Below are 14,543 nucleotides of genomic sequence, written 5' to 3'. Positions count from 1 at the left end.
ACCAGGTCGTGTTGTTCCCGGGACGTTGTCATCGCCGTACCCCGCCCCGCTTCCGGCCCTCCGCTTCCGGACGAGCGCAGAGCCGTCGGGGGGCACCCGCCCGGGCGCGTCACCTCTGGTGGATGAGGCGCTCGATCGGCGGGTTCACGCGGGCGAATCCCTCCTGGCTGCGATACGGGTAGTAGGGGTAGGCGGCCGTCACGGTGCTGGCGGCGTCGAGGCGGGCCACCTGGCCGGGGGTGAGGGACCAGCCGACGGCGCCCAGGTTCTCGCGCAGTTGCTCCTCGTTGCGGGCGCCGACGATGACCGAGGCCACGGTCGGGCGGCTGAGCAGCCAGTTGAGCGCGATCTGCGGAACGCTCCGCCCGGTCTCCTCGGCGAGCTCGTCGAGCACGTCCACCACCGCGTACAGCCGCTCGTCGTCCACGGGCGGTCCGTAGGCGGCGGTGCGGTGCAGGCGGCTGCCCTCGGGGAGCGGACGCCCGCGACGGATGCGGCCGGTGAGGCGGCCCCAGCCGAGCGGGCTCCACACCAGCGCGCCGACGCCCTGGTCGAGGCCGAGGGGCATCAGCTCCCACTCGTAGTCGCGGCCGATCAGCGAGTAGTAGACCTGGTGGGCCACGTAACGCGGGTAGCCGTGCCGGTCGGCCGCCGCCAGCGACTTCATGAGGTGCCAGCCGGAAAAGTTGGACACGCCCACGTACCGGAGCTTGCCGGACGCGACGAGGTCGCCCAGCGTGGACAGCACCTCCTCGACCGGCGTGGCCGCGTCGAAGGCGTGCAACTGGAACAGGTCGATGTGGTCGGTGCCCAGCCGGCGCAGCGCGTCGTCCACCGTCCTGATCAGGCGGGGCCGGGAGGTGCCGGCGCCGTGCGGGGTGTCGTCCGTGGGAAGGCCGGCCTTTGTGGAGATCAGCACCTTGTCGCGGCGGCCCTTGATCGCCTGGCCGAGCACCTCCTCGGAGGCGCCGCCGGAGTAGACGTCGGCGGTGTCGAACATCGTCACCCCCGCCTCGATGGCCACGTCCACCAGGCGTCTGGCCTCTGCCACGTCGGTGTTGCCCCAGGCGCCGAACAACTCACCCCTGCCGCCGAACGTTCCGGCGCCGAAGCTCAGCGCGGGCACCTTGAGACCGGACGCCCCCAACTGACGATATTCCATGATTCCATCCTTTAACGGGTCGAAGTTCCCGTTAAGAACGGTAGCACACTAATGGAGTTTTTGTTTCATTAGGAGTCGCGGGCCTCGCCGGGGCTTGCGTCGTCGCCCGCGCGGGGCCGGCTCGCCGGACCGAGCAGCGCCGTCGCCATCTCCTGGACGGAGCGGGTAAAACGGCGAGGGTCGCCGGGCGTCGTCACGTGCCGGATCAGGTCGCCGTCGAAGACCGCCAGCAGGGCGTGGGCCAGGAAGTCGGCGTCAAGGCCGGGACGTGCGGTGGTGAACAGGGCGGCGAGGTGGCCGTGCCACAACCGGTAGCTGGGGTCGTCGTACTTGTCCTGCGCGCATGCCTGCTCGTGCGCCGCCAGCAGAACGGCGTTGCCCTCCGCGATCGCGCCGAGCCCGTCCAGGAAGGCGTGCAGGCGGTCGCGGGCGGGCGCGCCGGGGCCGAGGGGCGGCGGGCCGCTCGTGATCGCCTCCCGCAGCTCGCGTGAACGTTCTTCGAGCAGCGCTTGCAGGAGACCTGCCCGGCTCCCGAAGCGCCGGAAGACCGTGCCCTTGCCCACTCCGGCCAGTGCGGCGACCCGATCGAGCGATACGTGGTCCCCGCCGCCCTCGGCCAGTAGTCGCTCGGTGGCGCGGAGCACCGCCTGCCGGTTGCGCGCCGCGTCGGCCCGTTCGGCCCGTTCTGTGCGCTTGTTCTGTGTGGCGCTCCCCGTGTTCTCGATGCCGTTGGAGTGGCGGCCGGCCATGGGACCCCTCGCGAGACGGTTGCGGACTGTCGGTCCGATTATGCTACCGTCCAGCCAAGCGGACTGACAGTCCGAATCCTCCTGAACGGAAGGACGATCACACATGCACGCCCTCCTCGTCACCCCCGACGCCCCCGGCTCCCTCCGCCTCGGCCCGGCCCCCGACCCTGCCCCCCAGCCCCACCAGCTCCTCCTCGCCGTCCACCACATCTCCCTCAACCGCGGCGAGGTCGCCTTCGCGGGCCGCCGCCCGGCCGGAACCGTCCACGGCTACGACGCCGCCGGAATCGTCGTCCGCGCCGCCGCCGATGGAAGCGGGCCCAAGGTGGGCGCCAGGGTGGCCGCGTTCGGCGCGGGGGCCTGGGCGGAGCGCATGGCCGCGGACACCACCGCGGTCGCCGAAGTGCCCGACGCGGTGGACCTTGCCGACGCCGCCGCTCTTCCGATGGCCGGCATCACCGCACTGCGCACGTTGCGTACCCGGGACATCCTGGGGCGGCGAGTGCTGATCACCGGCGCTGCGGGTGGCGTCGGACGGTACGCGGTGCAGCTCGCCGCGCTGGGCGGTGCTCACGTGATCGCGTCCGTGGGGTCTGCGGCGCGCGGTGAGGGGCTGGCCGAGCTGGGTGCTCAAGAGGTGGTGGTCGGGTTGGCGGGCGTCGAGCGGCCCGTTGACCTGATTCTGGACAACGTGGGCGGGCCCCAGCTCGCCGCCGCCTGGCAGCTTCTCGCGCCTGGTGGGAGTGTGCAGAACATCGGGTGGGCGTCGGGCGAGCCGGCGGTGTTCGAGGCTTACTCGCTGCTCTCCGTCGGGGCTGCCAAGACGATGAGCACGTTCGGTGACGTGCACGAGGTGGGGCCGGATCTGGGGACGTTGCTCGGGTTCGCGGCGGCGGGGCGGCTCTCGCCGGAGATCGGCTGGCGCGGGTCCTGGGAACGGATCGCCGAGGCCGCGGAGGCGTTGCTGGAGCGGCGTGTCGCAGGCAAGGCCGTGCTGGATGTGGCCTCTCCCGCCTGACGCCCGCTCGCCGTCCGGCACGTTCCCGCCCGCCGCCCCCGCCTGCCTGCGGACACGTCCGGCTGACGACCCTACGACACGGGTGCGTCCGAGCGGGCCCGGTCGAGGTCCGCAGTCCGGTAGAGCCGCTCAGGGATGCCGGCCAGCCGCGACGAATGCACCTGCCCCCCAAGCCCGTAAAGTTTCTGGAAGCTCATGATCAACGGCCGCCAGGCATCAGGATCAACATGATCATCAGTCCCGGCGAGCCGGATCTCCTCATGCGCCCACACCCGCACCACCCGGACCTCGAAGGCGAGCGTGCCCCCATCGGCCACCGGATGCACCGCCTCCACCACGCACTCCATGGCGACCGGGCACTCGGCCACCCGCGGCGGCGCCACCACCTCGGAAGGCACGGCCGTCAGCCCCGCGTGGCCGAACTTGTCGGTCACGTGCCGGTACCCCCGCTCGTACTTGCGTTCCGGCACCGGGTCGGAGCCCGTGGTGAGCGCAAGGCGGTCCACTGCCGGCGCGAGCGCGTCGGAGGGGAGGTTGAGGACGCATTCGCGGGTTCTGCGCAGGTTCGCGGCCGTCTTCGATCTGGCCCCGAGCCCCAGCATGCCGCGCCAGCCCAGCCAGAACGCCGACGACATGGGGGCCAGGTTGGGGGTGCCGTCCTCGTTGCAGGACGAGATGAGCACGACGGGGGTGCCGAAGTAGAGGATGTTCGGCTCGATGCGGACGTGTTCGTGCACCACGGTGTTGTCGTTCATGGGTGACAACTCTCGTGCCTGGCCCCGCCGGGCGCTGGCGGAGTTCGGACCTCCCGTTCGCCTCCCGTTCGCCTCCCGTGAAGGGCGGTGCGGGGGTGTCAGTCGGCGCGGGCGGCCATCATGGCGAACGCGTCCACCCACAGGCGCTGCTTGTCCTCCGGCTGGCCGACCAGGTAGGTGGCGCGTAACTTCGGCGGCAGGTGCGGCAGCAACCGCGCCACCACCTCCAGGTGCTCGCGCAACTGCGACACCTCCGCGTTGGCGAAGATCTGGTGGACGGTGTCGGAGTCGCCGGTGCCCTCGTCGTGCCGCCCGGCCGCGGCCAGCCGCGCCTCCCAGTCGTCCGCCTCGGCTGCCAGGTCGCGGATGCCGACCGCGCGGCGGCCCGACAGCCGGTGGCGCAGCCCCGCGAGGGGGATGGGCGCGTACTCGCCCTCGCCCAGGTAGATCAGCCCCGTCTCCAGCGGCTCGCCGACGTGGTGCAGCTTGATCAGCCGCTCCAGCGTGCGTTTGGTGACCCATTCGCGGCCTTCGTCGTCGATGTCGTTCTTCCACCACTCCAGGACCACTTCCGCGGTCTGGCCGTAGGTGTCGATCAGCCACTGGTTGGCCGGGATGTCGTCGGGGCGCACCTCGTAGCTGACCGTGAAGCGGCTGGCCTGCGCCACGTTGTTGGAGCTGACGAGAAGCCTGCGGCCCAGGTGGTAGGGCGGGTTCTGCAAGGCGACCTGGGCGCGCAGACCCGGGATGGGCCGCCCCGCCAGCGACCACTCCTGGGTGACCTCCATCAGCTTGGCGAACGTCGACTTGTCCTTCGGCCGGTTGTACTCGTCCCAGACCAGCACCTTGGGGTCGGGGCTCAGCAGCGAGCGCGTCATGAGCACGTCCAGCGTGCCGTCAGCGGACGGGATGGGCACGCAGAGGTCCTCGACGTTGGTGACGGGCAGCGAGAAGTAGACCGGCGGGCGCCCGATCTCCTCGGCCACGACCTGCTTGGTGATCTCCGTCTTGCCGCAGCCCGGCGGCCCCTGCAGCAGCACCGCCCACCGGTTGCGGACCGCCGCCCGCAGGATGCGCCGCACCGGGTCGGCGATGCGGCCGGGGTTGGCCGCGCCCGCCGCCGCCGCGATCCGATCGAGGATCTCGTCCGTACGGTCGGCGCCGGGCGACCCGTCGGCCCCCGGCTCGGCGAGGGCGACGCGGGCGCCGTTCAGCAGCGGCAGCCCCCACCGCAGCGGAAAGCCCTCGCGGGCGCAGGCGAGCACGTGCTCCAGCGTGCGCGGCGACAGCAGATGCCGCAGGTACGGCCCCAGCCCCGCCCAGATCCTGAACACCTCCGTGAGATCCCGGTCCGGATGCCGGGACGCCAGATGCCGCCGCCAGGCGGTGTCGTTGGCGGTGATGCGCAGCGTCACCATGCGATCGAGCACGGCCAGGTCGGTGCGGCGCGCGCTCGTCTCGGCCACCGACTCGTTGTCGGTCAGGAACACCCCCACGCACCCCAGCTCGCGCAGGTCGTGCTCGCCCAGCGTCCAGTTGCACGCCACCTGCATGAGCTGCGACTGGATCGTGTCGCCCGCCTGCAGCGAGTCGTCGATCAGCAGCACGAACGGCCTGCCCGGCCGCAGCTGGCGCATGATGAGCTGCTGGAGGGCCAGCTCGCCCCGATCGCCCCGGACGGGCGCGTTGACCAGCAGGTCGTCGGGCGTCAGGTTGGCGGCGGGAACCAGCACCACCTCGGTGCCCGGATGGGCGCGCGGGATGTACGACAGGAACGTCGAGGTCTTGCCGATGCCGTGCTCGCCGAAGACCTGCCCGGTCTGCCCCATGGCCAGCATCGCGTCGATGAACCGCTCCAGCCGCGAGCGATCACCCGCCTCGGGCGGGTCGGGGTAGGTGGCGTTCGGCTTCCACTCGGCCACAGTGGTGGTGGTCACGGCGCGGATCGTCTCCATCTCTCGTCGGTACGGGGGTCAGCGCTCGCCGGTCGTGACCCGGTGGCAGGCCATCGGCGGGTGGTGCGTCTCGGGCCAGGTGCTGCCGCCGTCGGTGATCAGCCAGATCCACCGGTCGGGATCGGACGGCGTGACCGGCGGCGCGTAACCGTCGGTCACCATGATCACAGCGTCGGGCCGGTGCTCGAACGCCCGCCCCGCCACCTGCAGCCGGCCCTCGGCGTAGTCGACGACGTTCTGGAAGTTCGTGCCGCCGCCGCCCAGCACCCGCTCGCCCGCCACGAACGGCATCACCGCGCCGTCGAAGCTCAGCCAGTGCGTCTCCACGCCATCGGTCCGCCCGACGAGCGTGGTCAGCCACTCCACCACCGTGTCCGGCATCGAACCCGAGGTGTCGAACGCCACCAGCACCACCTTGACCCGCTCGGGCCCGCGCCGCGACAACATCGGGTCGTGCCCCAGCGACAGCAGCACCGCGCCCAGCTTCTTCGGATAGACCAGGCGCTCGCCCTCGCGCAGCTTGGAGGCCAGCGTGTCGGCCAGCCACCGCTTCCACCACTCGACCCGCCGGGTGCGCGGCGTCTCGCCCCGCAGCGCCGCCAGGCCCAGGTCACCCCACAGGCGCTCCAGCCGTTCGCCGCCGCCCTCGGTGCGGCCGGCCAGCTCCAGCAGCTCGGCGCGGGCGTGCTCGCTGCCGCCCAGCGCCTGCCGCATCACCTCGGCCAGCACGTCCTTGGCGACCCCCGCCAGGGTCTCCGCGTCCACCGGGACATCCTCGCCCAGATGCACGCAGACCGGCTCCGGCACGGGCGGGTCGGCCATGCGCTTGAGCTCGCCGTAGACCGTCAGGTCGGTGCGCACGAACGCGTCGTACGGCAGCGGCTCCAGCCCCTGGCCGCGCAGGTCGTCGGTGTAGGCCCGGTGTACCTCGCGCGGATCGACGCCCGTGCTGCCGCCCTCCGGGGTGCGCGGCAGCTCGTGCCTGCCCAGCCGGGTCAGCACCACGTGGTTGATGCTCACCTCGGTGGCCAGCGTGAACACCGGGTCGGCGCGCAGCGTCTCGTCCACGTACAGGTGGCGCTGGATGAGGTGGCGCGCCTCGTGGTACAGCACGAACTTGACGCCCTGGACGCCGAGGCCGTCGAAGAAGACCGGGTTGTACAGCAGCAGGCACGTGCCGTCGCCCGAGGCCACGACCGCCGCCGTGGGCACGGCCGTCGTCGGGATCTGGTGGTGGCACTTGGTGTACAGCCACGAGGCGACCACGCTGTCCTTGATGCCGAAGTCGAGCAGCGCGGCCTCCTTCCACCGCCGCGCCCGCTCGATCACCTCCGGGTCGGCGGGAGAGCAGGCGGCCAGGGCGCGCCGGTCGGTGAGGTCGATGACGCGCCCGCGGGTGGTCGCAGTGGCCACGTGTCCCCCTTCGTGTGTTGCGTTGTAGCTGGTGTTGCGTTGTAGCGGCACGTTATCGATCGCCACCGACAAACCCGCGCCGGCCGATGGCGGGCACGAGGCCCGTCCCTCAGCCCGCCGCCGCGGGGCAGGCGGAACGGTCAGCCCGCCGCCAAGCCCGCCGTGCGCAGCAGCTCGGCCACCGTCCCCGTGAAGTCCGGCACCATGGACACCGCCAGCAGCCAGGCGTCCGCGCCGCCCTTGAGCGTGCCGTCCATGAGCACGGCCAGCGCCGCGCGCCCCTGCTCGTCCTCGCCGAGCTGCTGGAGCACGGCTCTCGCCGGGCGCGCGTGCTCCAGGGCCTGCGCCCAGGTGACGCGGCCCCGTCGTATCGCCTGGAGCAGCCACTCACGTCCCATGGAGTCGAGGTGGTCGGCGTCGGACTCGGCGAGCACCTCCGCGGCCGGGACGCCCGCCATCAACTGCCGGTACGGCTTGCCCTCCCAGCTCAGCAGCACCGTACGGGCCTCGCGCCGGAACTCGTCCGGGCAGTCGGGCAGGCGGGGCAGCAGCCCGACGAGATCGCTGTGGAACGGCTCGCGGCGGTGCTCCTCCAGCAGCTCGGCCCAGTGCCATCGATGGGTCTCCTTCACCATCGCGGCCCGGTCCCTGCGCCCGCGCCACATCGCGGCCTGTCCCCGCGCGCTCGTCCCCTCGGCCACCCGCGCCTCCAGCTCGGCCAGCGCGGCGGCACGGCCGGGCAGGGCCAGCAGGTCCCGGATCTCGTCGCGCGATCCGTCGTAGGTCGAGTACGTGACCGGAGTGCGGGTGAGCATCGCCGCGACCTGGCCGGGGCCCCAGGTGCGCCAGACGTGGCAGAAAAGTTCGAGCTGCGGCACGCGGCCGAGGACGAACACCTCCTTCAGCGCGCGCAGGAACAGGTCGGGGGAGGGGCAGGCGCAGAGGTCGCCGAGCCGCCAGCCCTGCGCGTGCTCAGGCAGGCTCACCAGGCGGTCGAGCTGGGCGAGGAGGGGCTCCGCCGCGGTGGACATGATGCGGGCGCGCTGGTCGCCGGTGGTGGCGAGGTGCCAGAACAGCGTGGTGAGCACCTCGGGGTCCGGGACGTCCAGGAGCCGTTCGACCGCGTCCACCGGCAGGCCCGGCCGTGCGGCCAGGATTCGCGCCGGCGACGCCGACTCCGTGGTGGCCGCATGGCCCGGCCACGAGTGCCGCCAGGAGCAGAAGCGGTACAGGTCGTGGGTGGTCCGGGCGTCGAGGTGGGGGAGCAGGGCGGCGTGGGCGGTGTCGGGGGCGGCGTCCAGCAGCGTCACGAACGCGGCTCGCGCGCCGGACAGGGAGGAGGGTGAGGACGTGAGGGGGTGGTCGGCGGCTTCCGGCCACTCGGCCGCCGGACTTGGGTGAGGAACGGCGGCGGCTTCGGCCAGCAGCTCGGGAACGGTGCCCGCGAAGCCGCCCAGCAGGGCGCGCGCCGAACGCCAGGCGTGGACGTCATCCCCGAGCCGCTCCGCCACCAGCCCCGCCAGCACCTTGGCGAACGCCTCCCACTCCGCCCGCGCCGCCCCCGGCTCCCCGGGCCGCGCCCGCATCGCCTCCAGGACCGCGACGGCCGGGGCGCCGTCCATGGCCAGGGCGGCGCCGCCGATGCCCTGGCCCAGGCCGCGCTGGATCAGCGTGCGCACCGCCTTGGCGCGGCTGCGCTTCGGGCACGGCGCCGTGACCAGGTTCAGGTCGAGGTGGGCGGCGCGCTCGGCGACCGCCGCCGGATGCCGCGTGTAGAGGAGGTCGCGCAGGTCGTCCGGGCAGCCGGGGTGGGCGGCCACCGCCGCGGCGGCGTCCTTCGGGAACATGTTCTCGCGTGCGGCGGCGGTCAGGGCCGCCCAGTCCAGGGGCTCTCTGGCCGCCAGGGAAACGTCGTGGCCGGGGAACGGGGCGTGCAGCTCCGCGACGAGGCCTTCGGCGCCCATGGCCCGCTCGGCCGCCGCTCGCAGCCGCTCCCCGCCGTCGAACGGGTGCAGCACCTCGGCGACCTCGGGCAGCAGCCGGTCGGCGGCGACCCCGGCCAGGCGCTCCCCGTGCTCGTGCAGGACGAGCAGGGCGTAGAGCTGGTCGGCGGCGGACACCCAGCCCTTGTGCCCGAGCAGCTTCCACGCCTGACGAACCGCCTCACCAGGCCCTGCGGCGGCCAGCACCTTGCGGCGCAGCCGGTAACTCCAGCCGGTGCCTCCAGGGACGTGCGCCTCATCCGCGACCCGGGGGTGCCCCGTCTCCGCCAGCCGCTCCCGTACCTCGGCCCGGCTCACCATGGCCCGCCGCACCAGCAGCGGCCCAACCAGCGGCCGGATGTCACCGGCCAGCGCGAGCTCCGCGATCTGGTCGAGCAGGGCCGGGTCCGCGAGCACCTGGTCGTTGCCCAGGACGGCGTCGAGGAAATCCGGCTCACGTTGCCCGATCGCGCACTCCAGCAGCCCGTCAGGGATGACGCCGCCGTGCCGGAGCTGCTCCGTCAGCAGCTCGGCGGCCCCGGACAGCGGCCGGGACCAGTCGTCGACGGCGGCGGCCTCGATCAGCGGCCGGACGTCCTTCCAGCGGTGGATGCCTGCCATGGCGGGGGCTCACTCCGTTCCGTGGGCGAGGACGACGCCGGTGGCCGTGGCGGCGGTGCGCAGCAGCTCGGCGACCGAGCCGGTGAAGTCGGGCAGCATGCGCAGCGCCAGCACCCACGCCTCGGGGGCGGGGTCGAGGCAGGCACGGACGAGGGAGGTGAGCGGGTCGCGCAGCCGTTCGCCGCCCCAGAGCATCAGCACCCTGAGTGCGGGCCGTGCGGACTCCAGCACCTCGTCCCAGGTGAGCTGCCCCGTCTTGGTCGCCTGGTGCACCCAGGTCACGACGTCATAGTCGATCGAGCCGCCGCGCAGCAGCTCCCGCGGTGTCGTCCCGGCCGCCAGGGCGTCGAGAACCTCCCGGGGAGCCTGGTCGTAGCCGTGCAGCGCGGCCTGGGCGCGCAGCTCGTCAGGGCACTCGGGGATCTTGGCGAGGCCGTTGAGCGCCACGCCCGGCAGCGGGTCGCGGGCGTGTTCGGCCATCAGGTCCGCCCAGTGCCACAGCTGCGCCTCCTTGAACAGCTCGTTGCCGGAGTGGTCCTGCTCGCGCAGCGCGGCGATCTGCCACTGGACGGTCTCGCCCTCGGTGACCCTGGCGCGCAGCTTGGCCAGGGCGGCTTCGCGGTCGCGCCCGGCCAGCAGTTTGGTCAGGTAGGCGCGGACCTCGCGGCGGATGACCTTGCGGGTGTGGGCGATGGCCTGCGGCTCGTCGTCCAGCAGGTTGGTCACCTGGTCGGCGCCGTGCCGCTCCCACAGGTTGAGCATCATGCGCAGCTGCGGGACGATGCCGCGCACCCGGACGTGCCGCAGGATGTGCCGCTGCAGCTCCAGGTCGGCGCAGTCCACCGCGTCGCGCCCGCGCCACCCCGCCGCGCGCCGCGACAGCTCCTTGACCATCTCGGGGTCCAGGGGGAGCGGGCCCGGGGCGTTGAAGGGCCGTCCGGACAGCAGGCGCTCGCGTTGCGGGGCGGTGGCGGCGGTCCGCACGAACAGGCGGGCGTTGACGGCCGGGTCGTCGAGGCGCATCAGCACGTCGATGGCGGCGGCGGGGAGGGAGCCGCGGTTCGTGAGGACCCGCAGGTGGCGGGGGTCGGGTGAGGAGAGTGCGAGGTCGATCCACTCCGGACGCCACCGGCCGTGGCCGAACAGGTCGCAGACGGTGCGGCCGTCGAGGTGGGGGAGCAGGGCATCGTGCGCGGGGGCGGCGTCCAGGAGGGTGAGGAAGGCGGAGCGGGCGCCGGTGACCGTGGTGGAGCGCTCGGACTCCGGCATGGCGCTCCCGCCGGGCCATCCACCGGCCTGCTTCCCGGCGGGTGGGGCCTGGTGCAGGAGCTCGGCGACCGTCCCGGCGAACCTGGGCAGCCGGGCACGCACCGCCCGCCACGCCTCGACGTCCTCGCCCAGCCGCTCAGCCACCAGGGACGCCAGCGACGCCCAGACGGGCCCGGCGCCGCCGGACGGTTGCCGGAGCGCCTCCAGCACCGCCACGGCGGGCCGCGCCGCCTCCAGCACCGCGACGACAGCCGAATCGCCGGGCCCCTCGTCCAGCACCCGCCGCGCCACCACACCCACCGCCTTGGCGGCACGCGCCCCACCCGGCGCCACGGCGAACATCCCCACGTCCACCCGCGCCGCACGCTCCGCCACCGCCACCCCGTGCACGCGATAGAGCTCATCCCGAGCCCAGCCGGGACAGTCCGCCCGCGCGACGAGCGCCCCGGCGGCGACCTCGTCGAACGCCTCCGTCCAGGCGGCCACCAGCGCCCAGTCCACCTCGTCACGCAGCCCCAGAAGCTCCTCGCGCTCCGCCGACCCGGTGTCGAGCAGCTCCTCGACCAGCCCGTCCGTGCCCTCGGCGACCTCCGCCGCCTTCCGCAGCGCCCCGGCGTCACCAGTAGCGAGAACGTCCCGCACCACCTCGGCGACGACCGGACGTAACCAGGAAGCCCCGTCCAGCAGCCGGAGCGCGGCCGGCCCGCCATCGTGATCGTGCACGGTCAGCAACCCGCGCAGCTGCTCGGCCCGGGTCAGCCCACCACCCACCGCGACCAGCACGCCACGAGCCACCCCGGCCACCGGACAGCCCACGGCGGCCCGCAGCAGCCCCGGGTCGGACATGGCCAGCAGCGCCGTCGCCACCCCTTCCGGCCCCGCCCACCCCGCACCCCCGGCACAGTCCAGGACACGCCGCCGGGCACGCAGCGGCCACGCGGTCTCCCGGGCGTGGCCCAGCCCCAGGATCACCCGCGCGACCGGGGCGCAGCCGGTGGCGGCGAGCCGGTCGCGCAGGTCAGGCCTGTCGGAAAGAAGCCGCTGGTTGGCCGCCAGGAGGCCGAGCTGGGCGGGTTCGCCGGCGGCCAGCACCGCTTCGACGAGGGCGCCGGGCAGCGGGGCGCCGGCGAGCGCGGGCCGCAGGACGTCCGCGGCAGAGGCGAGGGGGTGGGTCCAGTCGGGCAGGGCAGAGACGAGCAGCGGGAGGAACAGCCGCTCGCTCTCCTGCGGCCCGAGCCGGTACGGCCAGGTGTCGATGGCGGGCTCCGTGAAGGCCAGGGGGACGAAGCCGGGAAGCGTACTTGATCTCCGCCCGCCCGTCAAAGATCGTCAGCCCGGCGTCCCCGCGCCGAGCCTGGGCCGCCGGAGCAGGCCGACCAGCAGCGGAGCCACCTGGTCCAGCGGCACCACGTGGTCGACGGTCGCGTCCTGCACGATGCACGCCGCGGGCATGTCGAAGTGGTTGCTGGTCGCGGCGTCGGTGGCGACGACGGTGCCGCCGAAGCGGTGCACGGCGGCGGCGCCCGTCGCGCTGTCGTTGCCCTTGCCCGACAGGACGACCGCGATGGCGTCGGGCCCCGCGGCGAGGGCAAGGGTCACCAGCAGCAGGTCGGCGGACGGCCGGGACGGCGGGTACGGGCCCGAGGGGGTGAGCGCCAGCCGCCGGTCGCCGGACACCAGCAGGTGCGAGCCCGGCGGCGCGACCGCCACCCGCCCGGGGACGAGTGGCTGCCCGTCGTAGGCCGCCGCCACCGGCAGGAGTGTCCGCCGGCCGAGGATCTCCGGCAGGAGGCTTTTGTGGTCCGGCGCCATGTGCTGCAGCACGATCACGGCGGCGTCCAGCTCGGACGGCAGGCCCGCCAGGACCGTGCCGGTCGCGGTGAGCCCGCCGGCCGAGGAGACGAGGGCGACGACCGGGCACGCGGCACGGCCCGGCGAAGCGGGCCCTGACCTGTCGGTTGCGGAGACCATGACGGTGCTCCTTCCCTCAGGAAAAGCGACATCGCAGGTCATGCCGCCGGAATCCCTCGGATTCCACTCTACGACGACGGCCGCGGTGGCGGGGCGGAAGGCCTCCATAACGGGCGGCGGACGGCTGGGGAGGCAATCGGAACGCTCCCTTGACAGATGCTGACTTTCCGATCAAATTAGGCAAGGCTTACCTAACTAAAGCATTCGGGGAGGACTTGCCGCAATGGACGGGATCGAAGGCGGCATCGCCTACGCCGCGTCCAAGGCGGCGGCGCGCATGTTCACCCGCTGCCTCGGCCTGGAGGTGGCCAGGCACGGCATCAGGTGCAACGTCGTCTCACCCGGCTCGACCGACACGGCCATGCTGCGCGCGCTGTGGAGCGGAGAGGACCCGGACGAGGCGCTGTCGGCCACGCTCGCCGGCGACCCCGGCGCCTTCCGCGTCGGCATCCCGCTCGGCCGGGTGGCCGACCCGGCCGACATCGCCGACGCGGTGGTGTTCCTGTGCTCGGAACGCGCCAGGCACATCACCATGCACGACCTCCTCGTGGATGGCGGCGCGACCCTTCGCGCCTGACGAGATTGGAACTTCATGCATCTGCTGACAACCGCGGCGGATCCGCTGGCGGGCTCTGACCGCGCGGAGTCGGTGCTGTTCGCCTCGGCCAAGGACCTGCACGAGCACCGCCTCGTCGCCGAGGCCGTGGCCGACGCGCCGGCGCCGTACTGCAAGGACCTGCACGGGCCGGTCATCCCCGAGCCGACCTCCACCGAGACGATGTGGCACCTGTCCAGCCGCGTCATGACGCTCATCGAACGCCGGCAGCGGGAGGGGCGCACGATCGGCTTCCCCGGCCTGGTGGAGCAGCCGCCGATCGCGGCGTGGGCGCAGCTGCTGGAGGGGCGGTCGCCCGCGTGACCCAGCAGAGCATGCCGCTGTCCGGAGCGCAGGCCGGAATCTGGTTCGCCCAGCGCCTGGACCCCGGCAACCCCGTCTACAACGCGGCCGACCGGATCGACATCCACGGCCCGCTACGGGTGGACACCTTCGAACGGGCCCTGGAGCGCTGCCTGGCCGAAGCCGAGCCGCTACGGCTGCGCTTCACCGACGAGCCCGCCCAGTACCTGCCCGAGTACGACTCCCTGCGCGGCTGCCTCACCGTCGTCGACCTGCGCGGCGAGCCCGACCCCGAGACCGCCGCCCGCGAGTGGATGGCCGCCGACCTGCGCACCCCCGTGGACGTCGTGACCGGCCGCCTGTCCCGCCACGCGCTGCTGCGGCTGACCGGCGAGCACCACGTCTGGTACCTGCGGGCGCACCACATCCTCATCGACGCCTACGCCCTGTCCATGCTCGTCTCCCGCACCGCCGGCATCTACACCGCCCTCGCCGACGGGCTGACGCCGGGCGCGGGCCCGTTCGGGTCGATGGCGCCGGTGCTGGCGGAGGAGGAGGCCTACCGGGCCTCCGGACGGTACGCGCGCGACCGGGCGTACTGGCTGGACCGGCTCGGCGGCGCCCCGGCACCGGCCGGCCTTCGCCGTCGGGGTTCTGCGTGCTCTCTCTGCGGTTCCCCGCGCCCCCACGCCTTCCTCCTCCCTCGCGCCCCCTCGCGGCCCCCCGTCTCCACGGCCCGACGCGCTTGCG

12 protein-coding genes are annotated in these 14,543 nt (G+C 73.4%); 4 read left to right on the top strand and 8 right to left on the bottom strand.

The window, feature by feature from the left end; all coding sequences use genetic code 11:
• Positions 1–109: 109 nt before the first annotated feature.
• The gene (locus tag FXF51_RS55595; protein ID WP_148442978.1) at positions 110–1,162 is read right to left on the bottom strand and encodes an aldo/keto reductase; all 1,053 of its coding nucleotides are present in this window, start codon (positions 1,160–1,162) and stop codon (positions 110–112) included.
• Positions 1,163–1,230: 68 nt separating this feature from the next.
• The gene (locus tag FXF51_RS55590; RefSeq protein WP_148442977.1) at positions 1,231–1,911 is read right to left on the bottom strand and encodes a TetR/AcrR family transcriptional regulator; all 681 of its coding nucleotides are present in this window, start codon (positions 1,909–1,911) and stop codon (positions 1,231–1,233) included.
• Between the two features lie 103 nt (positions 1,912–2,014).
• On the opposite strand from FXF51_RS55590, the gene FXF51_RS55585 reads away from it, so the two are divergent.
• Positions 2,015–2,929: a zinc-binding dehydrogenase gene (locus FXF51_RS55585; RefSeq protein ID WP_148442976.1), complete on the top strand. Its 915-nt coding sequence runs from the start codon at positions 2,015–2,017 to the stop codon at positions 2,927–2,929.
• Positions 2,930–3,000: 71 nt separating this feature from the next.
• Here the strand turns inward: FXF51_RS55585 and FXF51_RS55580 are convergent, their stop codons facing one another.
• The 6 genes from FXF51_RS55580 to FXF51_RS55555 form a co-directional block, all read right to left on the bottom strand.
• Positions 3,001–3,684: a flavin reductase family protein gene (locus FXF51_RS55580; RefSeq protein WP_148442975.1), complete on the bottom strand. Its 684-nt coding sequence runs from the start codon at positions 3,682–3,684 to the stop codon at positions 3,001–3,003.
• Between the two features lie 98 nt (positions 3,685–3,782).
• Positions 3,783–5,621 (bottom strand): AAA family ATPase, encoded by a 1,839-nt coding sequence (locus FXF51_RS55575; protein WP_262380541.1) that lies wholly within the window; start codon positions 5,619–5,621, stop codon positions 3,783–3,785.
• A 36-nt stretch (positions 5,622–5,657) separates the two neighbouring features.
• Complete coding sequence (locus FXF51_RS55570; protein ID WP_222871915.1) at positions 5,658–7,052, bottom strand: DUF2201 family putative metallopeptidase; 1,395 nt, start codon at positions 7,050–7,052, stop codon at positions 5,658–5,660.
• Positions 7,053–7,192: 140 nt separating this feature from the next.
• Positions 7,193–9,655 (bottom strand): hypothetical protein, encoded by a 2,463-nt coding sequence (locus FXF51_RS55565; RefSeq protein WP_148442973.1) that lies wholly within the window; start codon positions 9,653–9,655, stop codon positions 7,193–7,195.
• Between the two features lie 9 nt (positions 9,656–9,664).
• Complete coding sequence (locus FXF51_RS55560; protein WP_148442972.1) at positions 9,665–12,247, bottom strand: hypothetical protein; 2,583 nt, start codon at positions 12,245–12,247, stop codon at positions 9,665–9,667.
• Between the two features lie 6 nt (positions 12,248–12,253).
• Positions 12,254–12,895 carry a chemotaxis protein CheB gene (locus FXF51_RS55555; protein ID WP_187415111.1) on the bottom strand — a complete coding sequence of 214 codons (642 nt, stop codon included), beginning with the start codon at positions 12,893–12,895 and terminating at the stop codon, positions 12,254–12,256.
• 223 nt (positions 12,896–13,118) lie between these two features.
• Here FXF51_RS55555 and FXF51_RS55550 point away from each other — a divergent pair, with 223 nt between their 5' ends.
• The 3 genes from FXF51_RS55550 to FXF51_RS55540 form a co-directional block, all read left to right on the top strand.
• Entirely contained in the window at positions 13,119–13,472 is a 354-nt protein-coding gene (locus FXF51_RS55550) for an SDR family oxidoreductase (protein ID WP_148442970.1), read from the top strand.
• Between the two features lie 15 nt (positions 13,473–13,487).
• A complete protein-coding gene (locus FXF51_RS55545) occupies positions 13,488–13,814 on the top strand; it encodes a chorismate-binding protein (RefSeq protein ID WP_148442969.1) in 327 nt (108 codons plus the stop codon).
• Positions 13,811–14,543 (top strand): condensation domain-containing protein (locus FXF51_RS55540; protein WP_262380538.1); only part of this gene is annotated, 733 nt, incomplete at its 3' end. The genes FXF51_RS55545 and FXF51_RS55540, both read left to right, overlap by 4 nt.

It is taken from the genome of Nonomuraea sp. PA05, from assembly GCF_008086045.1.
GTDB classification, from domain to species: domain Bacteria; phylum Actinomycetota; class Actinomycetes; order Streptosporangiales; family Streptosporangiaceae; genus Nonomuraea; species Nonomuraea monospora.
Note: the sequence above shows the minus strand (reverse complement) of the source record. Positions and strands in the feature narration are given on the sequence as shown.

What these genes read in the sequence shown, in the direction of transcription:
- FXF51_RS55595 (WP_148442978.1), bottom strand. Translation starts at nt 1,162, where the DNA reads ATGGAATATCGTCAGTTGGGGGCGTCCGGTCTCAAGGTGCCCGCGCTG.
- FXF51_RS55590 (WP_148442977.1), bottom strand. Translation starts at nt 1,911, where the DNA reads ATGGCCGGCCGCCACTCCAACGGCATCGAGAACACGGGGAGCGCCACA.
- FXF51_RS55585 (WP_148442976.1), top strand. Translation starts at nt 2,015, where the DNA reads ATGCACGCCCTCCTCGTCACCCCCGACGCCCCCGGCTCCCTCCGCCTC.
- FXF51_RS55580 (WP_148442975.1), bottom strand. Translation starts at nt 3,684, where the DNA reads ATGAACGACAACACCGTGGTGCACGAACACGTCCGCATCGAGCCGAAC.
- FXF51_RS55565 (WP_148442973.1), bottom strand. Translation starts at nt 9,655, where the DNA reads ATGGCAGGCATCCACCGCTGGAAGGACGTCCGGCCGCTGATCGAGGCC.
- FXF51_RS55555 (WP_187415111.1), bottom strand. Translation starts at nt 12,895, where the DNA reads ATGGTCTCCGCAACCGACAGGTCAGGGCCCGCTTCGCCGGGCCGTGCC.
- FXF51_RS55550 (WP_148442970.1), top strand. Translation starts at nt 13,119, where the DNA reads ATGGACGGGATCGAAGGCGGCATCGCCTACGCCGCGTCCAAGGCGGCG.
- FXF51_RS55545 (WP_148442969.1), top strand. Translation starts at nt 13,488, where the DNA reads ATGCATCTGCTGACAACCGCGGCGGATCCGCTGGCGGGCTCTGACCGC.